Origin of the sequence: Gordonia sp. DT101 (assembly GCF_049844895.1) — a bacterium.
Lineage (GTDB): Bacteria > Actinomycetota > Actinomycetes > Mycobacteriales > Mycobacteriaceae > Gordonia.
Window position 1 is genome coordinate 220,594 of sequence record NZ_JBNCLX010000004.1, and the last position, 24,838, is coordinate 245,431.

At 66.6% G+C, this 24,838-nt stretch carries 23 protein-coding genes and 1 CRISPR repeat array (1 of these 24 cut by a window edge); of the genes, 14 read left to right on the forward strand and 9 right to left on the reverse strand.

Translation table 11 applies throughout. The features are described from left to right. A CRISPR array of direct repeats spans window positions 1-1,432; the repeat unit is 29 nt; unit sequence GTGCTCCCCGCGTCCGCGGGGATGAGCCC; it begins 1,344 nt to the left of the window's first position. Window positions 1,433-1,501: 69 nt separating this feature from the next. Next, the gene (locus ACLQ3I_RS15825) at window positions 1,502-2,311 is read left to right on the forward strand and encodes a tyrosine-protein phosphatase (protein ID WP_425803090.1); all 810 of its coding nucleotides are present in this window, start codon (window positions 1,502-1,504) and stop codon (window positions 2,309-2,311) included. A 46-nt stretch (window positions 2,312-2,357) separates the two neighbouring features. Here ACLQ3I_RS15825 and ACLQ3I_RS15830 read toward each other — a convergent pair whose 3' ends face one another. Further along, complete coding sequence (locus ACLQ3I_RS15830) at window positions 2,358-2,834, reverse strand: PaaI family thioesterase (protein WP_425790105.1); 477 nt, start codon at window positions 2,832-2,834, stop codon at window positions 2,358-2,360. Window positions 2,835-2,959: 125 nt separating this feature from the next. On the opposite strand from ACLQ3I_RS15830, the gene ACLQ3I_RS15835 reads away from it, so the two are divergent. The 8 genes from ACLQ3I_RS15835 to ACLQ3I_RS15870 all read left to right on the forward strand — a co-directional run bounded on the left by ACLQ3I_RS15835 (window position 2,960) and on the right by ACLQ3I_RS15870 (window position 8,951). After that, window positions 2,960-3,499: a TetR/AcrR family transcriptional regulator gene (locus ACLQ3I_RS15835; RefSeq protein WP_425790511.1), complete on the forward strand. Its 540-nt coding sequence runs from the start codon at window positions 2,960-2,962 to the stop codon at window positions 3,497-3,499. 119 nt (window positions 3,500-3,618) lie between these two features. Further along, window positions 3,619-4,296: a DUF4166 domain-containing protein gene (locus ACLQ3I_RS15840; protein WP_425790104.1), complete on the forward strand. Its 678-nt coding sequence runs from the start codon at window positions 3,619-3,621 to the stop codon at window positions 4,294-4,296. Between the two features lie 51 nt (window positions 4,297-4,347). Then, the gene (locus ACLQ3I_RS15845; protein ID WP_425790102.1) at window positions 4,348-4,788 is read left to right on the forward strand and encodes an SRPBCC family protein; all 441 of its coding nucleotides are present in this window, start codon (window positions 4,348-4,350) and stop codon (window positions 4,786-4,788) included. Between the two features lie 140 nt (window positions 4,789-4,928). Further along, window positions 4,929-5,450 carry a DUF6764 family protein gene (locus tag ACLQ3I_RS15850; RefSeq protein WP_425790100.1) on the forward strand — a complete coding sequence of 174 codons (522 nt, stop codon included), beginning with the start codon at window positions 4,929-4,931 and terminating at the stop codon, window positions 5,448-5,450. 66 nt (window positions 5,451-5,516) lie between these two features. Beyond that, window positions 5,517-6,479 (forward strand): polyphosphate kinase 2, encoded by a 963-nt coding sequence (gene ppk2 / locus ACLQ3I_RS15855; RefSeq protein WP_425790098.1) that lies wholly within the window; start codon window positions 5,517-5,519, stop codon window positions 6,477-6,479. A 42-nt stretch (window positions 6,480-6,521) separates the two neighbouring features. Next, a complete protein-coding gene (locus ACLQ3I_RS15860; RefSeq protein ID WP_425803093.1) occupies window positions 6,522-7,349 on the forward strand; it encodes a hypothetical protein in 828 nt (275 codons plus the stop codon). Further along, window positions 7,346-8,233 (forward strand): alpha/beta fold hydrolase, encoded by an 888-nt coding sequence (locus tag ACLQ3I_RS15865; protein WP_425803096.1) that lies wholly within the window; start codon window positions 7,346-7,348, stop codon window positions 8,231-8,233. The genes ACLQ3I_RS15860 and ACLQ3I_RS15865 overlap by 4 nt, the downstream gene beginning before the upstream one ends. Before the next feature lie 28 nt (window positions 8,234-8,261). Then, window positions 8,262-8,951, forward strand: coding sequence for a rhomboid-like protein (locus ACLQ3I_RS15870; protein WP_425803098.1), 690 nt, complete (start codon window positions 8,262-8,264; stop codon window positions 8,949-8,951). On the opposite strand, the gene ACLQ3I_RS15875 is transcribed toward ACLQ3I_RS15870, so the two are convergent. Next, window positions 8,915-10,969, reverse strand: a complete 2,055-nt coding sequence (locus ACLQ3I_RS15875) for a prolyl oligopeptidase family serine peptidase (protein WP_425803100.1) — start codon at window positions 10,967-10,969, stop codon at window positions 8,915-8,917. The genes ACLQ3I_RS15870 and ACLQ3I_RS15875 overlap by 37 nt on opposite strands. Window positions 10,970-11,288: 319 nt before the next feature. On the opposite strand from ACLQ3I_RS15875, the gene ACLQ3I_RS15880 reads away from it, so the two are divergent. After that, on the forward strand, window positions 11,289-12,938 hold the full coding sequence (locus ACLQ3I_RS15880; protein ID WP_425803103.1) for a serine hydrolase: 1,650 nt from the start codon (window positions 11,289-11,291) through the stop codon (window positions 12,936-12,938). Window positions 12,939-13,041: 103 nt separating this feature from the next. Here the strand turns inward: ACLQ3I_RS15880 and ACLQ3I_RS15885 are convergent, their stop codons facing one another. Together ACLQ3I_RS15885 and ACLQ3I_RS15890 are read right to left on the reverse strand one after the other, a co-directional pair. Then, window positions 13,042-14,280, reverse strand: a complete 1,239-nt coding sequence (locus ACLQ3I_RS15885) for an NADH:flavin oxidoreductase (RefSeq protein ID WP_425803106.1) — start codon at window positions 14,278-14,280, stop codon at window positions 13,042-13,044. Further along, on the reverse strand, window positions 14,277-14,879 hold the full coding sequence (locus tag ACLQ3I_RS15890) for a TetR/AcrR family transcriptional regulator (RefSeq protein WP_425803108.1): 603 nt from the start codon (window positions 14,877-14,879) through the stop codon (window positions 14,277-14,279). Before ACLQ3I_RS15890 ends, ACLQ3I_RS15885 begins: the two co-directional genes overlap by 4 nt. 239 nt (window positions 14,880-15,118) lie before the next feature. Between ACLQ3I_RS15890 and lpdA the strand changes: the two genes are divergently transcribed. Together lpdA and ACLQ3I_RS15900 are read left to right on the forward strand one after the other, a co-directional pair. After that, entirely contained in the window at window positions 15,119-16,504 is a 1,386-nt protein-coding gene (gene lpdA, locus ACLQ3I_RS15895) for a dihydrolipoyl dehydrogenase (protein ID WP_425790082.1), read from the forward strand. Window positions 16,505-16,560: 56 nt separating this feature from the next. Next, entirely contained in the window at window positions 16,561-17,439 is an 879-nt protein-coding gene (locus tag ACLQ3I_RS15900; RefSeq protein ID WP_425803110.1) for a DNA-3-methyladenine glycosylase family protein, read from the forward strand. A 104-nt stretch (window positions 17,440-17,543) separates the two neighbouring features. Here ACLQ3I_RS15900 and ACLQ3I_RS15905 read toward each other — a convergent pair whose 3' ends face one another. Further along, complete coding sequence (locus tag ACLQ3I_RS15905; RefSeq protein WP_425790073.1) at window positions 17,544-18,185, reverse strand: class I SAM-dependent methyltransferase; 642 nt, start codon at window positions 18,183-18,185, stop codon at window positions 17,544-17,546. A 40-nt stretch (window positions 18,186-18,225) separates the two neighbouring features. Then, window positions 18,226-18,792, reverse strand: a complete 567-nt coding sequence (locus ACLQ3I_RS15910) for a carboxymuconolactone decarboxylase family protein (RefSeq protein WP_425790071.1) — start codon at window positions 18,790-18,792, stop codon at window positions 18,226-18,228. 26 nt (window positions 18,793-18,818) lie between these two features. Here ACLQ3I_RS15910 and ACLQ3I_RS15915 point away from each other — a divergent pair, with 26 nt between their 5' ends. Beyond that, window positions 18,819-19,286 carry a MaoC family dehydratase gene (locus tag ACLQ3I_RS15915; RefSeq protein WP_425790069.1) on the forward strand — a complete coding sequence of 156 codons (468 nt, stop codon included), beginning with the start codon at window positions 18,819-18,821 and terminating at the stop codon, window positions 19,284-19,286. 58 nt (window positions 19,287-19,344) lie between these two features. Here ACLQ3I_RS15915 and ACLQ3I_RS15920 read toward each other — a convergent pair whose 3' ends face one another. The 3 genes from ACLQ3I_RS15920 to ramB form a co-directional block, all read right to left on the reverse strand. Then, a complete protein-coding gene (locus ACLQ3I_RS15920) occupies window positions 19,345-20,727 on the reverse strand; it encodes a lipase family protein (RefSeq protein ID WP_425803112.1) in 1,383 nt (460 codons plus the stop codon). Between the two features lie 201 nt (window positions 20,728-20,928). Beyond that, window positions 20,929-22,335 (reverse strand): lipase family protein, encoded by a 1,407-nt coding sequence (locus ACLQ3I_RS15925; protein WP_425790065.1) that lies wholly within the window; start codon window positions 22,333-22,335, stop codon window positions 20,929-20,931. Window positions 22,336-22,493: 158 nt separating this feature from the next. Further along, window positions 22,494-23,912, reverse strand: a complete 1,419-nt coding sequence (ramB, locus tag ACLQ3I_RS15930) for an acetate metabolism transcriptional regulator RamB (RefSeq protein WP_425803115.1) — start codon at window positions 23,910-23,912, stop codon at window positions 22,494-22,496. A gap of 99 nt (window positions 23,913-24,011) precedes the next feature. Here ramB and ACLQ3I_RS15935 point away from each other — a divergent pair, with 99 nt between their 5' ends. Beyond that, a complete protein-coding gene (locus tag ACLQ3I_RS15935; RefSeq protein ID WP_425803117.1) occupies window positions 24,012-24,776 on the forward strand; it encodes a hypothetical protein in 765 nt (254 codons plus the stop codon). Window positions 24,777-24,838: the final 62 nt, after the last annotated feature.

The following is a 24,838-nucleotide window of genomic DNA, read 5'->3' on the forward strand; positions in this document are numbered from 1 at the left end:
GTGCTCCCCGCGTCCGCGGGGATGAGCCCCACGTCGCAACCCCACCAAACTGAGACTCAAGGTGCTCCCCGCGTCCGCGGGGATGAGCCCACCCAGCTCGGCGCGCCGATCCCGGCCCGGATGTGCCCCCCGCGTCCGCGGGGATGAGCCCCGGAGTCCAAGAAGGGCATGGACGATTCGCAAGTGCTCCCCGCGTCCGCGGGGATGAGCCCGTGCAGCAGGAAGGCTGGCGCGGTCTTACAACGTGCTCCCCGCGTCCGCGGGGATGAGCCCGTCGGGGCATCACCGAGAGCCATCTTCAAGAAGTGCTCCCCGCGTCCGCGGGGATGAGCCCTTCGCACGGGTCGTCGACATCCCCGAGGACATGTGCTCCCCGCGTCCGCGGGGATGAGCCCTACGCCGCCGCACAGCGCAACTCTGCCGCGAAGTGCTCCCCGCGTCCGCGGGGATGAGCCCCAAATGCCTTTGGCCACCTACCCCACCTCCTCGTGCTCCCCGCGTCCGCGGGGATGAGCCCTCGACGGCGCGGTGGTGGTGGCGGTCGACGGCGTGCTCCCCGCGTCCGCGGGGATGAGCCCGTGTGGACGCTGACGCTCTCGGCGCCGCTGACGTGCTCCCCGCGTCCGCGGGGATGAGCCCGCAACTGGCCGACATGCTCGACACCGCGTTGAGTGCTCCCCGCGTCCGCGGGGATGAGCCCTCAAGCGGCTGTTCGCGCCCGACCAGGGCAATGTGCTCCCCGCGTCCGCGGGGATGAGCCCGCGGGGACGATGAGCCGCTGAAACTCTCACCGGTGCTCCCCGCGTCCGCGGGGATGAGCCCGATCCGAATGCGATCTGTACCCATTGACCGGAGTGCTCCCCGCGTCCGCGGGGATGAGCCCGACGGCATCGGCGTCCTCGTCCCGAACAAGGGGTGCTCCCCGCGTCCGCGGGGATGAGCCCTAATGACCTGGTACCTCGACAACGCCTACGACGTGCTCCCCGCGTCCGCGGGGATGAGCCCGAACACTGATATTTGCGAACGTCGACCAAAACGTGCTCCCCGCGTCCGCGGGGATGAGCCCCACCATCGGTGACCAACTGCCGTGGCCGGTGCGTGCTCCCCGCGTCCGCGGGGATGAGCCCGCATCCTCCGATCTGTGCGGGCCAACGTCGCCGTGCTCCCCGCGTCCGCGGGGATGAGCCCCTCACAGCCCTCACCCAGATCGGGCAGGTGGTGTGCTCCCCGCGTCCGCGGGGATGAGCCCTGCATCAACCTCAATTGGGACGGCGAGCGCGCGTGCTCCCCGCGTCCGCGGGGATGAGCCCTCGACCTGCCCGATGGCCCCGACTTCGAATCAGTGCTCCCCGCGCCCGCGGGGATGAGCCCATGTTGTTGACACCCCACACCGGCTCACCAATGTGCTCCCCGCATCCACGGGAATAAGCCCCGGGGTAGGCCATCAGCACGCGCATGGCGTACGTAGCCCCCGCGGTCGCGGGTCTGGAACGATGAACCCATGACCGAACCTGCCGTCGAACACATCGCTCTCGTCTCTGTTGCCAACTTCCGGGACGTCGGGGGCTGGAGGACCGTCGACGGGCGCCGGGTGGCGACGGGTCGTCTCTTCCGCTCGGCGGCGCTCGACAAGGCGTCCGATGCCGACCGTGCTTACCTGGTCGGGCTCGGAATCCGCACCGTCTACGACCTCCGCTCGGAGGCCGAGGCGGAGGCCCAACCGGATCCGGTGATCGACGGTGTGCGGGGAGTCCATCTCGACGTGCTCGCCGATGCGATGTCGGTGAGTGCGCCGGCCAATCTCGACAAGGTGCTCGCCGATCCGATCGCCGTCGCGGCGGCCAACGACAAGCTCGCCGACGGCAGCGGGATCGAGCGGATGATCGAGGCCTATCGGGAACTCGTGAACCTACCGAGCGCGCTGAACTCTTATCAGGCGTTCTTCCGCGGTCTCCTCGACGGCACGCCCGCGCTCTTCCACTGCACTGCCGGAAAGGACCGGACCGGCTGGGCCGCAGCCGCTTTCCTCACGCTCATGGGCGTCGGCCGCGACGGCGTCTACGGCGACTACCTGCTCACCAACGACCTGTTCCTCCCGGCCATCGCGTCGGTCTTCGACGGTTTCGAGGCGGCCGGCGGGAATCCCGACCTCCTCCGACCGCTGCTCGGGGTGCAGGAGGCCTACCTCGATGCGGCGTTCGCCGAAGTCGATCAACGCTTCGGGACCATCGAGAACTACTTCGCCGAGGGACTCGGCATCGATGCCGCGGCGCAGGACGCGTTGCGGCATCGATTCCTCGACGCCGGGTGACCCATCAGAGCACCCGGATCACTGTCTCCCAGGTCGACCGTGGGATTCAGCGGAACACGATGCACGTCGTGGTCCCGTGGGCGACGAGTTTGCCGTCGTCGGCGAACACCTTGCCCTCGGCGGTCGCCGTGCGCCCGCCGACGTGGATCACCGTGCCGACCGCGGTCAGTTCGCCTGCGTCGACGGCCACCGATCGGATGTAGTTGATCTTGAGTTCCAGGGTCGTATAGCCGACCCCGGCCGGCAGCGTGGTGTGGACGGCGCAGCCCATCACCGAATCCAACAGCGTCGCGCAGATGCCGCCGTGCACGGTGCCCAGCGGGTTGGCGAAGTCGGCCTGCGGTGTGACGGTGAACGACACCCGCCCTTCGTCGATCTCCTTGGCGCTCATGCCGAGAAGTCGCCAGATGCCCGGACGGTCGGGATCGGGGTTGCTCATCGCGGCCCGCAGCAGTTGCAGCCCGGTCATGGCGGACGGGTCCAGAATCTCGGTGTCGGGGCTCATGACTATGTAGGATGGCATAGAACACGCCGATTATGAAGACCTGCATAGGGAGTGTGATGAGTTCGGTGGACGGGCACCCCGCGGAGACGAGGCCTCCGGAGGAGTTGCGGCCCCGTGCGGCCGAACGCGGTCCGCGCGAGCGCATGGTCGTGCACGCCGCCGACCTGATCGGTCGGGACGGGGTGGCGGCGACATCGATCGGCGACGTGATCGCCGCGAGTTCGGCGCCCCGCGGGTCCATCTACCACCACTTCCCCGGCGGCAAGACCCAGCTGATGACCGAGGCCGTGCGACACGCAGGCGACTACATGGCCGGCCGGATCAGCAGCGAGAGCTCGGCCACCCCGGCCGAGGCCGTCGCCGAGATCGGTGACGTCTGGCGCAGGATGCTGGTGACCACCGATTTCGAGTTCGGCTGTCCCATTCTGGCGGGTGGTCTCGCCCGCCGGTCCGAGCCGGAGGTGGCCGATGAGGCCGAGCAGATCTTCGCCCGCTGGACGCGGCTGATCTCCACGCGACTGGTCCACGAGGGTGTGGAGCCGCAACGAGCAGATTCGTTGGCGCATCTGGTCATCGCCGCGATCGAGGGTGCCGTCGGGTTGTGCCAGACCCAACGAACCGTCGAACCGCTCGACCGGGTGATCGACGAATTGGCACGTCTGTGCGAGGCCGCGGCTGCCTGACCGCACGCCCGGCGTCAAGTTGCCTGGTCGGGTCGCGTAGGTTCTACTCTCAGGACACGAGTCCGTCCACGTGGTTTACATCACGTCGGCGCCCGAGTGAGATGGGGAGGGTAGACGTCATGACGCCGGTGTACCGGCAGATCCTCGGTTCGGATTTTGATCGGCTCCACCCCAATGTGGCGTGGCGCTACGGCATCGATTCGACGTCGGGTGTCGCTCAGATCGCCACTGGGATGTACGAGTCCGTCTACATCTCCTCTGCTCTGCCGCCCCCGTTCTGGTGGCACTATGCCAAGCGGAACGCGTTGCCGGCCAAGTCGAGCCGGATGGTCCCGTTCACGCAGGGCCACTATTGTTATGCCGACGAGATCGGCCGCGAGTCGCTCGCCGTCCTGCGCGCCTTCAATTACACAACCGGAACCCGCAATCTCAATTCCCTGTTGGTGTCCGGTCGCGGTGGGCTCGTCGACTATTTCGGCGACGGACCGGAGCTCCTCTACCCGATTGAGCCGTCGGTGACCAAGGCGGGTGAACTGCTGCTCGAGAGCGGGCCGATGCGATGGCTCGGACGCGGGCCGAAGGTCGGTATGAAGGGGTTGTTCTCCGCGCAGTTCAAATACATCGAGGGCTGGGATGACCAGCGGCAGCGATTCCGGTGCGACGCGACCGTCCGTAATCCGGTCGTCGGGGAGATCCTCCATTTTCGCGGCTGGTTCACCGCCGTCGATCAGGCCTGCACGCTGCGCGACATCCCGGACGAGGCGTGGCCGCTCAACCTCATCGACCGCGAGGCCTGATCGTGGTGGTTCACCGCGTCGGCACTTGCGCCGCACGGTAGGTTCTCTGCCATGGCTGTCTCCGCGAAGATCGAGTTCGAAGTCGCCGCCCCGCCGTCTGTCGTGATGGAGGTGCTGATGGACGTGGAATCCCTTCCGGATTGGTCGGGGCCCCACAAGGAGGCCGAAGTCCTCAGCAAGAACGAGGACGGCACGCCCGACAAGGTTCGGGTGGTGGTGACCGCGGCGGGTATCTCCGATGAGCAGACGCTGACCTATACCTGGACCGACAACTCCTGCACCTGGGATCTGATCGAGGCGAATCAGCTGAGCGAGCAGCACGGGGTCTACGTCGTGACCCCTGACGGCGACGGCTCGCATGTGGAGTTCACCCTCGACGTCGAGCTGAAGATCAAGCTGCCGGGAATGATCGTCAAGCGTGCACAGAAGATGGCGGTCGACACGGCCCGCAAGGGATTGACGGCCGAGGTCCAACGCCGCGCGGCGGGCTGACGGAAGACATCCCGCGCGACCCCGGCTTCGGCCGGGGTCGTTTTGCCAACCCGGGCCCCACGTTTCGGCGGTCACTGGGTACGCTTGCGGGCAGTGCTGCTGCACTCTGCGATCCGTGGCGAATGAGGAGGCCAATCTCTATGCGTATCAATAACTTCGGTGCTCGAGCCGCGGCGCTGGTGATCGGTGGTACCTCGTTGGCGTGGATGATCGGTCTGGCGGGCGGTGCCACCGCAGGTGCCGCGACGACATGCGCCGCCACCGACGGACATCAGATCCAGCGGATCGTCGGCAACGGCGGGTGCGGCGCGAAGGCCGGACCGGGCAGCAGCGCCCAGTCCGAGGACACGAGCAATCAGGGCACGGCCATCGCGGTCGCCGACAAGGGCGGAAACGCGAACGCGCGCAACCTGCAACCCGGATCGTCGGCACTCGCGGGCGCCACCACGCGGGGCAATTCCTACTCGGTGACGACCGGACCGAAGGCATTCTCGCTCGCCCAGGCCCGTGAGGGCGGCACCACCATCGCGATCGGCGGATGGGGTGGACAGGCCATCTCCGGTTCCGCGGGCACGGTGTGTCAGGGCGGGTTCGCCACCGCATACGACAGCACCACGGGCAAGGCCTGCCTCCACTCGGGATCGATCGACTTCCGTAACTGAGCCGGATCACGCGCCGGTTCACCTTTTGGCAACACGCTGTTTCGTCGATGCGCATATCGTTGAGCGGTGACTGAGCTACATGACGCGGAACTGTACGGATCGGCGGAGATCGGGCCGGATTTCAGTGTTCTCAACGGCCGCGAGGCACTCCAGCAGCTCGTCGATCTGCATGACACGACGCAATTCGCCGTCAACGACGACGATGACGACGACCCGGTGCTGCTGACGTTGCCCGAACGCAACGTGGTCGACACGTGGCGGCAGGACTACCCGTACGACGAGCGGATGAGCCGCCGCGAGTACGAGGTGACCAAGCGCCGCCTGCAGATCGAGTTGTTGAAGCTGCAGAAGTGGTCCAAGCAGACCGGTCAGCGACACCTGATGGTGTTCGAGGGGCGTGACGCCGCCGGAAAGGGCGGGACGATCAAGCGGTTCAACGAACATCTGAATCCTCGTGGCTCGCGTGTCGTCGCACTGGAGAAGCCCAGCGAGCGTGAATCGACCGAGTGGTACTTCCAGCGCTACGCCCAGCATCTGCCGGCCGGCGGGGAGATGGTCTTCTTCGACCGCTCCTGGTACAACCGTGCGGGCGTGGAGAGGGTCATGGGCTTCTGCACGTCCGAGCAGTACGACCAGTTCGTCGAGCAGGTGCCGGCCTTCGAGAAGATGCTGGTCGACGACGGCATCAACCTGGTGAAGTTCTGGTTCTCGGTGACCCCCTTGGAACAGCGCACGCGGTTCGCGATCCGCCAGATCGACCCGGTCCGGCAGTGGAAGCTGTCGCCGATGGATCTGGCGTCGCTGGACAAGTGGGATGCCTACACCGAGGCCAAGGAGGCCATGTTCGCGGCGACCGACACCGAGTACGCGCCGTGGACCGTGGTGAAGAGCAACGACAAGAAGCGCGCCCGCATCAACGCGATGCGCCACGTCCTGAGTCTCTTCGAGTACAAGGGCAAGAATGCCGATTTCGTCGGTGAACCCGACCCGTTGATCGTGGGACGCGCACGCGATCTGGTCGGGGAGTAGCCACTACGCCCGAACCCCGGGGGCCTCGGTAGCCTCGTGGCTGTGCGGACATTCCTCAGCGGGCTCCTGACACTGGTGGCGATGGCGGCGATCGTGTTGGCCTTCCCGTCGCTCTGGGTGAAAGAACGTCTGGTGGACCCCGAGGGCTTCGTCACCACGGTGACGCCGATGGCCCAGGACGACAAGGTCCAGGACTATCTGGCGAGCCAGATCTCGTCGTCGGTGACCGAGCAGGCGAACATCCCTGCGGCGTCGGACGCGGTGGAACCGGCGGCGCGTGCGTACACGCACAGTGACGCGTTCGAGGCCGATTTCGTCGACGTCATGTCCCAGCAGCACGCCTGGTTGTTCGATCCGCCCCCGGCGACCGGGGACACCACGGTCATGCAGCTCGACATCACGGACATGGTGAACCGCGTGATCGCCCAGACGAACATCGATGCTCGCGTGACGGGTCCGATCCTCGTGCCCCTCAACCGTGACGGGTCGGGATTGGAGGCCGGGCGCTATCACGACGTGGGACAGCAGATCACCGAGATGGCCTACTGGTCCCTCGTGGTCGCGGTGGCGGGTAGCGTGCTGGCGTTGCTCATCGCGCGGCGCCGCGGAACCGTACTCGCGTGGCTCGGTGTCGGATTGATCGGTTCCGCGGCATTCGCGTGGGCCGTCGGGATCTTCTTCGCCGAGCGTGCCAAACAGGAGGTCGACGGCACCGAGGACGCCGGCCGCGAGGTCGCCAGGGTGATCATCGACGGTACGGTCGCCGACCTGCACCATCTGGCCCTGATCGTGGGGGCGGTCGGCGCAGGCGTCGTGGTGGTCGGTTTCGTCGCCCGCCTCGCCTTCGGCCGGTCGCCCGCGCGCAGATGACCGACCCCGGATCGCGGGCAGACGCGGTCGTCGAGGAGATCCGTCTCCCGGACGGCACCGTGACTCCGCTGCGAGTGTTCGTCACCGCACCCGATCGTCCGGTCATCGTGCTGTGGCCCGGTCTCGGTGTTCCCGCGGCGTATTTCGACATGTTCGCCGGCCGTTGCGGGCACGCGGGTGTGAACGTCGTGGTCGGTGAATTGCGCGGTCAGGGGCGCAGCAGACCACGGCCGTCGCGGGCGAGTCGTTTCGGTCAGCAGGCGCTGACCACCGAGGACATCCCGGCGGCCGTCGCCGTCGCGCGCAAGCACTGTCCGACGGCCCCACTGTTCGTCGCCGGCCACTCGATGGGTGGGCACATCGCCTCGATGTTCGCTGCCCGCAATGCCATTCGGGGTGACTCCGAGATCGCGGGCCTGATTCTCGTCGCGTCGGGCGTGCCGTATTGGAAGCTCTATCGTGGCGGCCAGGGGCTGCTGGCGACCGTCGGGCCGCCCGCGATGCACCGCGTGTCGAAGACGCTCGGATACTGGCCGGGCTCGGTCATCGAGGGGTACGGCAGGCAATCACGGGTGCTGATTCGCGACTGGACCTACCTCAATCGGAACGGGACCTTCGCGCCACGCGATGCCGATGTCGACTACGAGGCGGCGATGCGGGAGTTGCGGCTCCCGGTCTGCGCCATCACGGTCGGCGCGGACACCGATGCGCCGCCGCGGGTGATGCGCGCGCTCACCGCCAAGCTGGCCGGCTGCGTCGTCGACACACATCATGTCGCGGCGCCACTCGGTCACAATCGGTGGGCGCGGGATGCACGGGTACCGGCGCTCGTCGCGGACTGGGTGGGTGGTGTCGCCGCGGACGTCGGCGCAAACCGCACCTGAGCGCGACGCCGAGACGATAATCCACAAGGTGTCCCGCTCACGTGCGATCTGTGTACGACTGTGGCGCATCGTTCGCGGTGCGCCACTCACGTGTGCGTGGTTGGTGGTGCTGCTGATCACCACCATCATCCAGCGCTCGATGACCCCGGAAGAACTGAACCGGCTGCTCGGCGAACGGTCGACCAACCTGCACCACCTGTCGACCGATCCGGTCCAGGTCCTGGTCACCAGCCTGTTCTGGATCGACGGGTCGTTCTGGCTCCCGTACCTGATCTTGTTCTGTGTCTTCCACGTCCCTGCCGAGCGGTGGCTGGGATCGCTGCGCTGGCTGGTGGTCGGTCTGAGCGCACACGTGATCGCCACCTACGTCAGCGAGGGCCTCCTCGGCCTGGCGATCAGAAACGGGATGGCCGGCTCGTCGCTGGTCGACGTGACCGACGTCGGCGTGAGTTACTTCCTGGCCGCCGTGATCGGGGTGCTCACCTACCGGATCGCCTACCCGTGGCGCTGGGTCTACCTGGCCGGAATCCTCGCGGTGTACGGCCTGCCCCCGGTGCTCGATCTGACCTTCACCGGGATCGGGCATTTCTCGTCGCTGCTGATCGGGCTCGCCTGGTACCCGATCGCGCAGGCGCGGCACGCGCTACCGTGGAATCCTCTGGACACCGTTCGCCGGTGGGGTCATTCCCCGGCCAGAGTCCTCCACAGGAACTCATAGGCCAGTGCCGCCTTGAACGCGGCCTGCTTGTTGTCCGCCGCGCCGCCATGGCCGCCTTCGATGTTCTCGTAGTAGGCCACGTCGTGGCCGAGTTCTTCCAGGCGCGCAACCAGTTTGCGCGCATGGCCGGGGTGGACGCGGTCGTCGCGGGTGGAGGTGGTGACCAGGATCTGCGGATAGTCGGCACCCGACTGCAGGTTCTGATACGGCGAGAACGGTTCCATGAACGACCACTGGTCCGGATCGTCCGGATCGCCGTATTCGGCCATCCACGACGCGCCGGCCAGCAACAGGTGATAGCGGCGCATGTCGATCAGTGGAACCTGACAGACCAAGGCGCCGAACAGTTCCGGATATCGTGTCAACATCACGCCCATCAGGAGGCCGCCGTTGGATCCGCCCTGGGCGCCCAACTGGCCCGGCGTGGTGAGTCCATCGGCGACCAACGCCCGTGCGACAGCGGCGAAGTCCTCGTAGACGAGGTGACGCCCGGCCTTCTGTGCCTGCGTGTGCCACGACGGCCCGTATTCGCCCCCGCCGCGGATGTTCGCGATGACATAGATGCCGCCGCGGGCGATCCAGCTGCGTCCACTGACGGCCAGATACCCAGGGGTCAGCGAATTCTCGAAACCGCCGTACCCGTACAGCAGGGTGGGACCGGAGGTGACGCCGCTGCGTCGGACGACGAAGTAGGGGACCGGGGTGCCGTCGTCAGAGGTCGCGAAGTGCTGTTCGGCGACCACGTCGTCGGCATCGAAGAACGACGGCGACTGCTTGATCACCTCGGGACCGACTCCGGACTCCCCGTAGAGGAGGCTGGGCGGAGTGGTGAACGAGCTTGCCGACCAGAAGATCTCGTCGCTCTCGTCGGCATCGGTGTCGAGCACGGAGATGGTGGCCAGTGAGGGCAGGCCGGACATCTCGACGGGCGCCCAGGTGCCCAGTTCGCGCACGGAGACCTCGGTGTGTACGTCGTGCAGTGTCACCAGGACCAGATGCGAGCGGGTGAAGGCGTAGTCGCTGAGACTGGTGTGGGCGTCCGGGGCGAACAGCACCGTCCCATCCCGGCCACCGGCGAGATAGTCGTCGTAGTCGAATACCAGCAGTGTCCCGGCCGCGTGGGTGGCACCGCCGACCTCCCAGTCCGACCGCGGCATCACGAACAACCAGTCGTGCCGCACCCCGGAGTGCGCATCGGTCGGGACATCGACGAGAACCTTTTCGTCACCGCGGATCTCGTACCGCAGCGCGTTGAAGAAGTCGGTGGCACGGCTGGCGAAATGCCGCTCATACCCGGGGGTGCTGTCGAAGGTGACCCCGACCGAGACATCGTCGACCTCACCCGCGAACACGGTCACCGCGTCCTCAAGAGGGGTACCCCGTTCCCACCGTTTGACCACTCGCGGGTAGCCCGACGTGGTCAGCGACCCTCGACCATCCGGCTGCGCGCCGAAATCCGTTCCGACATAGACGGTGTCACGGTCGATCCAGCCGATGCTGGACTTGTTCTCCGGGAGCACGAAACCGTCGACGACCCACTCACGCGTGTCGAGGTCGAACTCGCGCACCACGCTCGCGTCCGCGCCGCCCCGCGACAACGACACCAGCGCATGCCGGTATTCGGGCCGGAGCACCGTGGCGCCCGCCCACACCCAGTTCTCGTCCTCGGCTGCCGCCAGCGCGTCGACGTCGATCAGGACATCCCATTCAGGAGAGTCCGTTCGATACGACTCCAGCGTGGTCCGCCGCCAGAGTCCCTTCGGGTTCGCCGCGTCGCGCCAGAAGTTGTACAGATGACTCCCACGCCGCCGTACGTACGGGATCCGGTCGTCGGTGTCGAGGATCTCCAGGTCCTCGGACTCGAGCACCGAGAACCGCTCATCCGACGTCAGATCGTCGACGGTGGGTTGATTGTGGGCGCGCACCCAGTCCAGCGCCCGATCCCCGCCGACCTCCTCCAGCCACAGGTAGGGGTCGTCGGTGCGGGTCATGTCGTCGGTTGCACGCTCAGTGCTCATCGATGTCCTCCGGCTCTGCTGCGGTCACGCCAAGCTCTCGTCCCGCCAACCTAGCGCGGTGATGAGATCCGGCGCCGGTCAAGGTCCACCCCTGGTGACCGTGTTCACCTGCAGACGAGGGGGAACAAGGTGTGACACTCGGTCGCCGCCCTGCAAATTCCAGGAGCCCGAAGGTCAGGTGCGCAGACTCCGCCCAACTGCGCCCAACTCCGTCCAACCGCGCCCGAGAAGTTCCGATTGCGGATATTCTGTGGTCGATCCAACGGGCGTCGCGCCTGGTCGGGGCCAGTGGGCACCTCGAGGAAGCGGGTATGGACTCATGGGCGTTCGAACCTCGTCGCGCGCGCGAACCCGACGATCGACCGCCGTCGTGGCCGTCGCGATGGTTGCCGCCACCGCCGTCGCCGCGTGCGATACATCGTCATCTGGGTCGTCGTCGGTGTCCGGTACCTCGTCGTCCGCGGTTTCTGCGGCGGAGGAACCAGGTGACCCGAACACGGCCGTCGCGCAGGATCTCCCGGACAACGCCGTCGACACCGCCGTCGGCAAGCTCGACGGGCTCGTCGATTCCCTGATGGAGTCCACCAAGATCCCGGGGATGGCGGTCGCCGTGGTTCACGGCGGCAAGTCGGTGTATGCGAAGGGTTTCGGCGTTTCGGAGGTGGGCACCGACCGAAAAGTCGATGCGGATACGGTGTTCCCGCTGGCGTCGATGTCCAAGTCGATCGGCTCCACCGTGATCGCGAAGTTGATCACCGACAAGGTGGTGGGATGGGACACCCCGGTCGCGGAGAATCTTCCGGGCTTCGCGCTCTCTGATCTGTATGTGAGCCAGAACGTCAGCATCGGGGACATGTATGCGCATCGTTCCGGCCTGCCCGATCACGCGGGGGACAAGCTCGAAGAGCTCGGATACGACCGGGATCAGATCCTCGCCCGGCTACGCTATATGCCACTGGATCCGTTCCGCATCACGTACAACTACACCAACTTCGGGGTGACCGCGGCGGGCGAGTCGGCCGCTCGGAAGGCGGGGTCGGACTGGGAGACGCTCTCGGAGCAGGCACTATACGGTCCACTCGGCATGAACCACACCAGTTCCCGGTTTCGCGACTTCGAAGCCGAACCCGACCGGGTCGTCGGACACGTGCAGGACGGTGACAACTGGGTCAAGACGCCGCAGCAACGTGACCCCGATGCGCAGTCCCCGGCGGGTGGTATCTCGTCGTCGGTGAACGACCTGACGCACTGGATGGCGATGCTGCTCGGCAACGGGATGTACGACGGCAAGCAGATCGTCGGTGCGGACGCGCTGCTGCCGGCGGTGACACCGGAGATGGTCTCGTCGCCCGCTGGTTCACCGGACGCGCGGGCCGGCTATTACGGCTACGGATTCAACGTCTCGGTCACCGAAGGAGCCCGCACGCAGTACAGCCACTCCGGGGCCTTCTCGATGGGGGCCGGGACGAACTTCCTGGTCATGCCGTCGGCCGATGTCGCGATCGTCGCGCTGTCCAACGCCGCTCCCATCGGGGCCGTCGACGCGTTGACCGGTGAGTTCGCCGACATCGTCGCGTTCGGCGAGGTCCGCCACGATTGGCGCACCCTGTACGCCCACGGTTACGCCGAGATGAACAAGCCCTCCGGCAGTCTCGTGGGTCAGCAGCCGCCGGCGAATCCGGCACCGGCGCAGCCGCTCTCGACGTATACGGGCACCTATCAGAACGATGTGTACGGACCCGCCGTTGTCGGCGAGCAGAACGGCAAGCTCGTCCTCGCCCTGGGGCCCGACGGAAAAACGACCCACGAGCTGACGCACTGGGACGGCAACACCTACACGTTCACGCTGCGCACCGAGAACGCCGAACCCGGATCGATCTCCAAGGTCTCCTTCGCCGGCGCGGCAGGCTCACGGATGACCGTGGAGTACTACGACGACGGGACGTCGAACGGCGAGTTCACCCGCTGACGCGACGACCGACCCGGCCCGACATGGTTCTGGCCGCACTTTCGGGTTCCGGCCGCAGGAACCGCTCGAAGCCAGAACATGAACGTGCGGCCGGAACCGACGGTTACTGCGCGGTGACCTCGACGGCGAGCGGATCGGGGACCTCGCCCGCCCGGATCGGGCAACGGGTGTGGCTGTAGATGGTCGGCATGCACAGATTGCAGTGCACGCAGCGCGACGTCGTGGTCGGGTCGGCCTGGATGCGCAGCGGCAGGTCCGGTTCGCGTAACAGGGCACGCCCCATCGCCACGAAGTCGAAGCCTTCCGTGAGAGCCAACTCCATCGAGGCGCGATCGGTGATGCCGCCCAACAGGATCAGCGGCATGCGCACGGCAGCGCGGAGCTGTCGCGCGAGGGGAAGCAGATACGCATCGTGATACTCGTAGTGCTTGAGGAAGACCGGACCCATCGCCTTGAGGCCGGTGCGCATCGCGCCGCGGAACGCGTCGGCGAACTCGTCGCGCGGCGGCTCGCCGTGGAACAGGTACATCGGGTTGAGCAGTGAGCTGCCTGCGGTGGGCTCGATCGCATCGAGGTGGCCGTCGGACTCGAGGAGCTGCGCCACGGCACACGCCTCGTCGGTGTTGAAACCGCTGAATCGACTGCGGTGGCCGGTGCCGGGTGTGCCGACGCCGTCGTACATGTTGAGCTTGGCCCAGACCGCGGCCTCGTCGCCCACCTCGTCGCGCACCGCCTCGACGACCTCGCGGGCGAACCGGGCACGGTTGACCAGGGAGCCGCCGTAGCCGTCGTGGCGGTGATTGAGCAGCGGGGACAGGAAGCTGCTGATCAGGTAATTGTGGCCGCAGTGGATCTCGAGACCGTCGAACCCCGAGTCGACCGCGATCCGAGCCGCTCGACGAAAGGTTGCCAGCATCGCGGTGATCCCGTCGGCGTCGAGCTTCTGCGTGACGGACATGCCCATCGGTGCCGGGATGTGGGAGGGGCCGAGGGCCTTCTTGCGGTTGGACACGGAGTTCGCCACCGGACCCGCGTGCCCGAGCTGCGCGGCGGCCAGTGCGCCTTCGGAGTGGATGGCGTCGGTGAGCCGTCGGAGGCCTGGCATCGCCTCGTCACGCAGCCAGATCTGGTGTCGGTCGGTGCGGCCCTCGGGGGCCACGGCACAGTAGGCCACCGTGCTCATCGCGACACCGCCGGCGGCGACCTCGCGGTGGAACTCGATGAGGTCGTCGGTCACCAGGGCGTCGGGGGTGGCGCCCTCGAAGGTCGCGCACTTGATCAGCCGATTGCGCAACGTGAGCGGTCCGAGACGTGCGGGAGTGAAGGGGTCGGGCGCGGTCATGAGTTCTCCTCGGGTGTGGTGGGCGGTGCGGGGGAGGTGAGGCCGGCGACCACGAAATCGCGGAGGGTGATGACCGCGGTGCGCGACTGGGCGCGGTCGCCGCCGAACTGCGACAGGATCAGGCCGAACGCGAGTCCCCACCGGCGTCGCGCCTCGGCGTCGGACATTCCTTCGACGAGGCGGCCCAGCATGTCTGACCACCGGTCGAGCTGGAACCACGGCTGCGTCCAGGTCGCCTGGGGATGTGTGCGGACAAAACGATCAAGCAGTTGTAGGTGCAGCCGTCCCACCGGCTGCTCTCCGATGTCGACGAAGGGGCGCAGGATCTCATCGACCAGGTCGGTGACATCCGATCGGTCCGGATCAAATCGGTCCAGCGGATCGGTCCAGTGCGGAGCCATGCGGTCTTCGAGCAGTTCGACGGCGAGGCGGTCCTTGGATCCGAAGTGGTAGTGGACGGCAGCGGGATTGGCCTGTGCGTGCGCACAGATGGCGCGCACCGAGACCTGCTCGTACCCGTCGGTCAGGAACAGCGATTCCGCCGAGACAAGCAGCGCGGTCCGGGTCGTCGCGCTGCGTGACGGGGTCCTGGGGGCCATGATTCGATGCAAGCACAGTTCCATCATTGATTCAATCAGTGATGGAAGATCATGCCGTCGGCGGCGTTCGCGCGGGTCTTCGCCGATTGCGCGGGTCGCGACGGGTGGCGCTGGTCGTCGACGATTCGCGTCACCCAGATCGACACGCGTTGCCGGAATCGACCCGCGGCCGGACGAAGTTACCGATTGGTATGGGGACGCCCTGCGGCCGCGACATGGTGCGACGTAGGCTGGCAGACGTGTCTGAACACTTCCAAACAGTTGTCCTGGGTGCTGGTCCAGGTGGGTACGTGGCCGCGATCCGGTCTGCCCAGCTGGGCATGAAAACCGCCGTCATCGAAGAGAAGTACTGGGGCGGGGTCTGCCTCAACGTCGGATGTATCCCGTCCAAGGCGCTGCTGCGCAATGCCGAGTTGGCCCACATCTTCAACCATCAGGCGAAGACCTTCGGCATGAGCGGCGACGTCTCGTTCGACTTCGGCGCGGCCTTCGACCGGAGCCGCAAGGTGTCGGACGGGATCGTCAAGGGCGTCCACTTCCTGATGAAGAAGAACAAGATCACCGAGATCGACGGGTACGGGAAGTTCAAGGACGCGAAGACGATCGTGGTGGGAGATCGCGAGATCACCTTTGACAACGTCATCATCAACACCGGTTCCACGGTGAAGTTGCTGCCCGGCGTCGAGCTGTCCGACAACGTCGTCACCTACGAGACCCAGATCCTCACCCGTGAGCTGCCCTCCTCGATCGTCATCGTCGGTGCCGGCGCGATCGGCATGGAGTTCGGTTACGTGCTCGCCAACTACGGCGTCGACGTCACCATCGTCGAGTTCCTCGACCGCGTGCTGCCGAACGAGGACGTCGACGCGTCCAAGGCCATCGCGAAGGAATACAAGAAGCTCGGCGTCAAGGTGCTCACCTCCACCAAGGTGCAGACCGTCAAGGACAACGGCGACAGCGTCACCGTGAGCTACAAGGACGCCAAGGACAACGACGGCGAGATCACCGTCGACAAGGTCCTCATGTCCGTCGGGTTCGCCCCGCGCGTCGAGGGCTTCGGCCTCGAGAACGCCGGTGTGGAGCTGACCGACCGCGGCGCCATCGCGATCGACGACTTCATGCGCACCAACGTCGACAACATCTACGCCATCGGCGACGTCACCGCGAAGCTGATGCTGGCCCATGTCGCCGAGGCGCAGGGTGTGGTGGCCGCCGAGGTGATGGCCGGCGCCGAGACGATGGCGTTGGGCGACTACCGGTTCATGCCGCGCGCCACCTTCTGTCAGCCGCAGGTCGCGTCGTTCGGGCTGACCGAGGCCCAGGCCAAGGACGAGGGCTACAACGTGAAGGCGACCACCTTCCCGTTCAGCGCCAACGGCAAGGCACAGGGCCTCGGTGAGACGGCTGGCTTCGTCAAGCTGCTGACCAACACCGACACCGACGAACTACTCGGTGGCCACCTGGTCGGCGACAACGTCTCCGAGATGCTCCCGGAGATGACCTTGGCCCACAAATGGGATCTGACCGCCAAGGAACTCGCGCGCAACGTGCACACCCACCCGACGTTGAGTGAGGCGATGCAGGAGACCTTCCACGGCGCGATCGGCCACATGATCAACCTGTGAATCCCGATGCGTAGCAATAATCCGCGCCAGGCGCGGATTAATGCTACGGAATCGCCATGAGTGAGCGCACCCGCGAATGGACTCCGGGATACTCGCTTGACATCCGCGCCACCGTCGGGCATCTGCGCCGCGGCAGCGGAGATCCCGCGTTCGTCTACGGCCGCGACGGTTCGGTGTGGCGCGCGGTCCACACGCCGGACGGTGCCGGCACTCTGACCGTCCGCTTCGACGGCACGACGGTCACCGGTCGCGCGTGGGGCCCGGGGGCCGGCTGGCTGCTCGATCAGATGCCCGACTTCCTCGGGGCACAGGACGATCCGAGCGCACTGGAGCCGCCCGACCCGGTCGTCGAACGGCTGGTGCAGCGATCCGACGGTCTCCGCATCGGTCGCACCGACCGGGTGTGGGAGGCGCTGGTGCCGGCCATCCTCGAACAGAAGGTCGTTGGCACCGAGGCGTGGCGAGCCTGGCGATACCTGTTGCGGCGCTACGGGGAACGGGCTCCGGGCCCGGTGCCGGACACCATGCGGGTGCCGCCACCGCAACCGACGTGGGCGCAGATTCCCAGTTGGGAATGGCATCGCAGCGGCATCGAGCCGGTACGCATGCGCACCATCCGCGGCGCGACCTCGATGGCCGTGGAACGCCATCCCGATCACCTTCGACTACTCCGCGGCGTGGGCCGGTGGACCGAGGCAGAGACGCGCGCACGCGCAGTCGGCGACGCCGACGTCGTCAACGTGGGTGATTACCACATTCCGAAGCTGGTGGGCCTCACGCTGATCGGCGAACCCGTCGACGACGACGGCATGCTCGAACTGCTCGAACCCTATGCGGGGCAACGTCAGCGGATCATCCGGATGGTCGAACTCCATGGCGCCCGGCCCGAGCGGCGCGGTCACCGGATGTCGGTCCGGGACTACCGGGACATCTGAACCGCGACATCTGACCTCGCCCGCTGGAACTCGTGTCGCCGCTGCACCGTTGCGTTCCCGCGGATTCGATCGATGCAGCGCGAGCCGAATGGTGTAGCGAGATGTCAGTGGCCCTTGGCGGCCAGGACATATTGTCCCTGGCCTGTCATGGTCTGCTCGACGTGCTCCGCACCGGCCGCATGGAGCCGCTCGACGATCTCGTGTCTGCCGAAGATCCGATAGCCCGACATCCCCGCGATCTCCCGGACGCCGGGCACCGACGTGAGATCGGTGCGTACGGACGTGAAGATCACCACCTCGCCACCGGGGCGCGTGACCCGGAGCAATTCGTCGACGACGGGCAGCGGATCGGGGATGAGATAGAGCGCCGCCAGGCACGTGACGGTGTCGAAGGTGTTGTCCGCAAAGGGGATCGAGTGCGCATCGGCACGGATGTAGCTGGTGCGGGCGGTGGTGTTGGTTTCGGTGGCCTTGGCGAGCATCGACGGGGAGAAGTCGATGCCGACGCATCGGCCGTCATCGGTCAGGCCGTCGGCGAATCGGCGCGTGTAATTGCCGGGGCCGCAGGCGACATCGAGCATCAGTCGATTGCCGGGCCGCGACAGGTAAGCGGACAACGCCGAGTCGAAATCGGCGGTTCCGGATCCGCCGAGGCTGAACAACCGGGTGAAGACAGGTCGCCAGAGTTGTTCGTACACATGGGAGAACAGTTGATTGCGCATCAACCGCTGCGCGATCGAATCCATGTCGTTTCCCCCGGAATGGTGTGGATCAGGATGGTGTGGATCAGACCCGGGTGTCGCGCTGGACCCGCAGGGTGCCGATGGTCGTCGCCAGTGTGTCGTATTGCCCGACGAGCAGGACGAACGCGATCAGTCGGCCGTCGTCGAGATGGCGGCGTAGGGCCGCCCACGTGTCGTCGCTGATGTCCTTGGCGGTGACGAGTTCATCGGTGGCCTGCAACAACGCACGCTCGCGGTCACCCCAGCCGGCATCCGGGCCTTCCAGTACCCGGTCGAAGATGTCTCCCTTGACGCCCGCCCGAGCCCCCAGCCGCCGATGATGGTCGAGTTCGTAGTCGCAGTCGCGGAGGTGCGCGACCCGGATGATGATCATCTCGGATTCCTTGCGCGACAGGGCCCCGAACGGCATCAGTCGCCCGCTGAAATGCAGCCAGGCGCGGAACAGCCCCTTCGCCCGGCCCAGTGTGGAGAAGATGCGCGCGTTGTCGACCCCGATCACCCGGGCGGCCCCGCGGGCGAACACCCAATTGATCGGGCCGAGTTCGCGGAGACCGCCGGGGGCGACGCGAGGCGTGCCGGTGTCGTCCGGCGCGACGTGCGGAGTGCTCATGACGCCCACGGTAGACTACCGAAACTATGACGAGCACCACACAACGAACGTTCACCAGTGTCGAGGAAATGAAGGCCGCGATCGGCGAGGATCTGGGTTCCGGCGAGTGGCTGGAGATCACTCAGGATCGCGTCGACGCCTTCGCGGAGGCGACCGGCGACCATCAGTGGATCCACGTCGATCCCGAACGCGCGAAGGACGGCCCGTTCGGTACGACGATCGCGCATGGCTACCTGACGCTCTCCCTGCTCCCGGTGTTGGCCGGCGGCATCTTCACCGTCGAGGGTCCGAAACTGGTCATCAATTACGGTGCGAACAAGGTGCGTTTCCCCAACCCGGTGAAGGTGGGCTCGCGAATCCGTTCGAATGCCGTGATCACCTCGATCGACGAGACACCGGCCGGCGTCAACATGGTCGTCAAGAACACGATCGAGATCGAGGGCGTAGAGAAGCCGGCATGCGTCGCGGAGAACGTCCGCGTCATGGTCTTCTGACAGACCCTTTCGTGGCTCGCTGCGCTCTCACCTCAGGGAGCGGGGACGCTGTCGACCTTCACCGCGCCGGGCATCCGCTCTTCGCCGGGTGTCCGGCGAGGCGGTCCTCGAGCCACGCCATCGCGTCGGGGAAGGCGACGAAGACGGTCGTCATGTGTTCGCCCGGGTACTCGCGGTAGGTGGCATCGGTGCCGAGGCGGCACTGCTCATCGAACAGCGCGCGGGCCTGGCGGGCGGGAATCCACCACTCCTCGGCGCCGTGATAGATGAACTCCGGCATGGCCGACTTCATCCCGGCCATCTTGGTGACCTCGAAGATCTTCTCCGCGACCGGTGAGTGGAAGGGGTCGGGGTCGTTGGAGAGTGCCTGCGTCGGCGCGAACGTGGCGCCGAGGTCGCCCATGGTCCCCGTGCACAGATTCTTGAAGAAGTCGTTCGACGCCAGCCAGCGCGCGACATTGTTGGCCATCGGGAGCAGTTCGGGCCGCTCACGGGCGATGCCCAGGATCGCCGCGTGGTAGACGCCGGTGGCGAGATTGGCGTTCATACTCGCCGCGAGGACCCGGTAGTCGGCGGGGACGCCGCCGATCGCGGCGCCGACGAACCGGCCGGCCACGTCGGGCGCATACGAACTTGCGAGCTTGGCGGTCGCGTTCGTGGCGATGGCGCCGCCGGAGTAGCCGAGCATTCCGATCGGGCCGCTGCCGAAGTTGCGCTTGTCGTAGGTGGCCGCAGCGCGGACGGCATCGAGCACGACATGTGCCGCGACATACGGCTCGGCGTAGGCCATGCGTGGGCCGGTGTGGTCCGGAACGATCACCGCATAACCCTTTTTCAGCGAGTCCTGGGTGGTCGGCGGGTTCAGGTCGGTGTTGTTCGTGTCCCCGCTCTTGCCGTGCGAGAGCGTGTATCCGGTGGTGCAGCGTGTGCCCAGCGCGACGATCGGCGGATTGTTCACCATGACCGGGCGGGCACCGGCCCCCTTCCACGGTGTCGGCGGTACGAACAGGGTGGCCGTGCCGAAGATGGGCCGATCCGCTGCGTCGCGGGAAGTGAACTTGATCTGGCGTGCGTAGCCGACCTTCGCCTCCAGCAGAGGTGCGGCGACCGGGGCGACATCACGGGTCCTCAGGATCTCGCCGGGCCGGTGCTGCGCCAGGTCGGCGGGCCAGAAATCGAAGAAGGAGTCACCGGTCGGGGACGGCATGACCGCTTCCCGGAATTCCTGGAGCTCGCGCGACGCCCCTGGGGTGACGGCCCGCGCCGGTATCGACTTGAGCTGGGGAACCGGGGGTGGCGGCACCATGGAATCGACCCGGCCGGGGAACTGTGCCGGGGCCGGCATCAGACTGGGCGGGTCGGCGAGGGCGGTTGCCGAACCCGTCGCCAGAGCGGTCATCGTGACACCGACGATCATCGCCGTGCGCAGCACTGTTCTCATGGACCCCGACGATCGCCCAGGCATCACTCACTCCTCATGGTCGCGATCCCCGTATCCCCGGCCGCCGGTTGCGGCTGGATGACCGAGTTTTCGCTTCTCAAACAATCTTCGAAGGATTCTAAGCGCGGGTACCGACAAACGCCCTACCGGAGTCGACTGGGTCATCTGCATTGGTACGTTTGGGCGACCGGGCGGCCGATCTCACCGGCATTCGTTGGGCGCCGGTATGCCGCGTAGCCGCTGGTCAAGCCAATCCAGCGCGCCCGGGAAGCCGAGCACTGCCGCAGAGACGTGTTCACCGAACACCTCGCGATACGCGGCAGTCCCGCCGAGTTGGCACTGCCGGTGGTACAGATCCCGTGCCCCGGCGGCAGGAATCCACCACTCGTAGGTGCCCTGGTAGATGTACAGGGGAACAGCCGATTTTCGGTCGGCCATCTTGGTCACCCGGTAGATGTGTTCGGCGACCGGTGAGTGGAACGGGTCCGGGTTGTTCGACAGCAGCTGCATCGGCCAGAACGTCTGGCCCGCGAGCGCGGCGGGGATCGTGCACACGTTCTTCAGTGGTGAGGTGGCCAGCCACTGCGCGAAATCATTTGCCATCGGGAGGATCTCGGTCCGCTCACGCGCGATGCCGAAGGTGGCGGCATGGAAGAGACCGGTGGCGAGATTCGCGTTCATGCTGCCGACGAGCATGCGGAAATCGGCGGGTACCCCACCGAGTGCGGCACCGACGACGCGGCCGATCAGCTCAGGGGCGTAGTCGGCGAGCAGCTTCGTCGCGCCGTTGGTGGCGATCGCCCCACCCGAGTAGCCCGTCATGGCGATCCGCGATGCCCCGAAGGAACGGCGGTCGAGGTTGCCCGCGGCTCGGATGGCGTCGAGCACGACATGTCCCGCGACGACGGGTTCCGCATATGCCATCCGTGGGCCCTGGTGGTCGGGGATGAGTACCGAATATCCGTGGGAGAGGGCCAGCTGGGTGGTCGGGGGGATGAGGTCGGTGACGTTGGTTGCTATCGAAAATCCATGTGCCAGAGTATATCCCGGATCGCATGCGGTGCCGAGCGAATCGATCGGGAGATTGTTGACGAGAATCGGACGTGACGCGGTGGCGCGCGGGGTCCGCGGTGCCAGGATCGTTGCGGTGCCGAACGACGGAGCGCCGGTGGCGTCGGTACTGCGGAACTTGATCAACCGCGCGAACCGGATGGGAGACGTCACCACCGGCGCCGCGGTCGCCGTCACGTCCCGGGTGGCGATGATCTGGCCCGGTGCCAACGCCGCGAGGTTCGTCGGCCAACGGTCGAACAACGGGTCCCCCGTCGGCGACGGCAGGGCGGCCTCGCGCAATTCCAGTGTGCGATGGTCGAACCCCTTGGCCTGTGCGCGCAGTGGAATCCTCCCGAGTCGCGGGAAGGGTGGGGGCGGCAACGCCCCGTTGATGGCGTGTGGCACCTGCGACGGTACCGGCAGCATGTTCGGCGGTTCGGCCACGGCCGTGGCGGCGGAGGTCACGGTGGTGGCGGTGAGGACGGCGACCGCACCGAGGGTGGCGACGCCACCCCGGAATCGAAGGGCCGCAAGGTATGAGCGCTTCCGCTTCATGGCGTACTCCCTCTCGGGTGTGAGGGGAATCCCCGGTGATCTCCTCACTGGCCGAAGCGTACGACTGCGTCCAAGTCGATTGACTGGGACACGCGACCTACATGTGCAACCGTAATTGAACTGTGATCGGTATCACATCAATTGGTCTTGTTTGAAGGTCAATTCGTCATATAGGGAGACACCGTGCTGCGGTGCTCGTCGATGTGCAGGTTTGCGCCTAGCGCCGGAAACGCGCGCTGTGCACAGTTCAGGCGCTCGCAGACCCGGCAGCCCGCGCCGATCGGTGTGATCTGCGCCTGCGGACCTATCTCGAGTCCGTCGGAGTAGATGACCCGCCCCGCGTGGCGGAGTTCGCAACCGAGTCCGATGGCGAATGTCTTGCCGGGTTGTCCGTATCGGGCGGCGCGGCGCTCCACGGTCCGGGCAACCCAGAGATAGTCACGGCCGTCGGGCATCTCGGCGATCTGGGTGAGGATCTTGCCCGGCGATCCAAAGGTCTCGTAGACATTCCACAGGGGACATGTTCCGCCGCTGGAGGAAAAGTGGAATCCGGTGGCGGACTGGCGTTTCGACATGTTCCCCGCTCGGTCGACACGGACGAACGACCAGGGGATGCCGCGCAGATTGGGCCGCTGCAGCGTCGAGAGTCGGTGGCAGATCGTCTCGTAGGACACCGAGTAGAACGCCGACAGCCTCTCGATGTCGTATCGGAAATCCTCGGCCGCGCCGTGGAACTGGCTGTACGGAAGAACCGCTGCCGCGGCGAAGTAGTTGGCCAGCCCGAGCAGTGCGAGTGACCGGGCCTCGTCGCTGGTGAAATTGCCGTCGTCGACGAGCCGGTCGAGCAGATCCCCGTATTCGAGGTAGCCCAGTTCGGCGGCGAGCTTCATCGTGCGCTGTCCCGCGGACAATGCGGCGGAGAACTCCAGTCGGCGTGTCTCCGGGTCGAATCGGTGCAGGGTGTAGTCGCCGAGATCGACTCGGCGGATGATGCTGACGCCGTGCACGTTCTCGAGCCGGTTGGCGATCTCCCGGCGGATGTCGGCCGAGTGCATCCGCATCCGTACCGTCATCTCCTCGGCGGCCACGTCGAGCTCGTGAATGTAGTTGCGGCGCTGGTAGAAGTAGTCGCGGACTTCTTCGTGAGGAGCCGTGATGGAGCCTCGCATGCTCCGGTCGCCCCGTTCGTCGGTGGCGGCAGCCAGTTGGTCGGTGGCGATCCGGTAGCGCTGATGGAGGTTCACCATCGCCTGCGCGATCTCGGGGTGTGTGGCGACCAGGGAACTGATGGTGTGCGCCTCGGTCGCCGCAGGCGCGGCCTCGAGGTCGTCGTCGAGGAGGACCTCGCGCAATTCGGCGACCAGCCGGACGCTGTCCTGGGAGTCGAAGAACTCCTCGTCGATGCCGAACACCTCGGTGATCTTCGACAGGACCGGCACGGTGAGCGGGCGGGCGTCGTGTTCGATCTGGTTGAGGTACGACGGTGAGATGGCCAGTGATTGCGCAAGCGCGACCTGGGAGAGGCCCCGCTCCGACCGGAGCTGGCGCAGTCGCGAGCCGACGTAGGTCTTGGTCATGGCAACCTCCTGTCGGGGCCGAGCGGGTGCGTGGGTGCGGGTCGTCGGAACGTGATCCCGTCACTCTGCTCGCCTGCACGTTCAGGGTACGGTGACCGCGTGCGTGTCCTGGTCCAGCGCCGGTGGCCGGTCTCGGCGATCATCACGGCGGCCGCGGTGGTGATTGTGGTCGCCGGGTGTGGTTCCGGTCCGGCGGCCGGTCCGGCACCCTCCGAGGTCCCGGCCGACCTGCTCATGTCGCCAGACCAGCTACCTGCCGGCTTCACCCCTGCGCAGTTGTCGGTGGCCGACCTGGTGGCGGCGAATCGGGGACCGATCGAGTCGGCGAGATCGGCTGCGTTCGCACCGCCCGAATGTCGTCCGACCGCTGATGCCGATCTGAATCCACAACTGACCGCCGCGAACTCGGCAGTCCTGGCGGCACGCAGCGACGCGGGCTCGTTGGTCGAGCTCGTCTCGACCGTTCGTCGCGACATCGACGCCGACATCCGCGTCACGACCGGACGATGCGCGACCACCACCACGGTGATCGGCAGCGGAAACCTGCGTGGTGCGCGGATCGTCACCAGATACACCGAGGTGCCGAATCCGGATTCGGGCGAGAGCGAGTCGTCGGTGCAGCAGTCGTCGGCGATGCGATCGACGGTCACGACCACCCTGATCGACGGTGCGGTGAGCACCCAGATCGGCTTCGCCGGGTACGCGATCGTCGCAGTTCCCGGCGCGGCCCCGGTCACCGTCCAGCTCACGGTGGGCGGCGAGGCGACCCCGGCCACGAAGCCGCCGTCCGGGGCGACCCAGCCCATGACCGATGCGGAGTTCGCAGCGGCATTCGGCGAGGCCATCTCGGCCGCCGCGCGCTGACCAGACACCGCCGAAGGTGTGAACGCCCTCACAGATCGGGTTCCGGTCGGATGCCTCGCCGG

Bases quoted from the DNA above. Each gene is read 5' to 3' on its own strand.
- ACLQ3I_RS15825 (WP_425803090.1), top strand. From the start codon at position 1,502: ATGACCGAACCTGCCGTCGAACACATCGCTCTCGTCTCTGTTGCCAAC.
- ACLQ3I_RS15830 (WP_425790105.1), bottom strand. From the start codon at position 2,834: ATGCCATCCTACATAGTCATGAGCCCCGACACCGAGATTCTGGACCCG.
- ACLQ3I_RS15835 (WP_425790511.1), top strand. From the start codon at position 2,960: ATGGTCGTGCACGCCGCCGACCTGATCGGTCGGGACGGGGTGGCGGCG.
- ACLQ3I_RS15840 (WP_425790104.1), top strand. From the start codon at position 3,619: ATGACGCCGGTGTACCGGCAGATCCTCGGTTCGGATTTTGATCGGCTC.
- ACLQ3I_RS15845 (WP_425790102.1), top strand. From the start codon at position 4,348: ATGGCTGTCTCCGCGAAGATCGAGTTCGAAGTCGCCGCCCCGCCGTCT.
- ACLQ3I_RS15850 (WP_425790100.1), top strand. From the start codon at position 4,929: ATGCGTATCAATAACTTCGGTGCTCGAGCCGCGGCGCTGGTGATCGGT.
- ACLQ3I_RS15865 (WP_425803096.1), top strand. From the start codon at position 7,346: ATGACCGACCCCGGATCGCGGGCAGACGCGGTCGTCGAGGAGATCCGT.
- ACLQ3I_RS15875 (WP_425803100.1), bottom strand. From the start codon at position 10,969: ATGAGCACTGAGCGTGCAACCGACGACATGACCCGCACCGACGACCCC.
- ACLQ3I_RS15880 (WP_425803103.1), top strand. From the start codon at position 11,289: ATGGGCGTTCGAACCTCGTCGCGCGCGCGAACCCGACGATCGACCGCC.
- ACLQ3I_RS15885 (WP_425803106.1), bottom strand. From the start codon at position 14,280: ATGACCGCGCCCGACCCCTTCACTCCCGCACGTCTCGGACCGCTCACG.
- ACLQ3I_RS15890 (WP_425803108.1), bottom strand. From the start codon at position 14,879: ATGGCCCCCAGGACCCCGTCACGCAGCGCGACGACCCGGACCGCGCTG.
- ACLQ3I_RS15900 (WP_425803110.1), top strand. From the start codon at position 16,561: ATGAGTGAGCGCACCCGCGAATGGACTCCGGGATACTCGCTTGACATC.
- ACLQ3I_RS15905 (WP_425790073.1), bottom strand. From the start codon at position 18,185: ATGGATTCGATCGCGCAGCGGTTGATGCGCAATCAACTGTTCTCCCAT.
- ACLQ3I_RS15910 (WP_425790071.1), bottom strand. From the start codon at position 18,792: ATGAGCACTCCGCACGTCGCGCCGGACGACACCGGCACGCCTCGCGTC.
- ACLQ3I_RS15915 (WP_425790069.1), top strand. From the start codon at position 18,819: ATGACGAGCACCACACAACGAACGTTCACCAGTGTCGAGGAAATGAAG.
- ACLQ3I_RS15920 (WP_425803112.1), bottom strand. From the start codon at position 20,727: ATGAGAACAGTGCTGCGCACGGCGATGATCGTCGGTGTCACGATGACC.
- ACLQ3I_RS15925 (WP_425790065.1), bottom strand. From the start codon at position 22,335: ATGAAGCGGAAGCGCTCATACCTTGCGGCCCTTCGATTCCGGGGTGGC.
- ramB (WP_425803115.1), bottom strand. From the start codon at position 23,912: ATGACCAAGACCTACGTCGGCTCGCGACTGCGCCAGCTCCGGTCGGAG.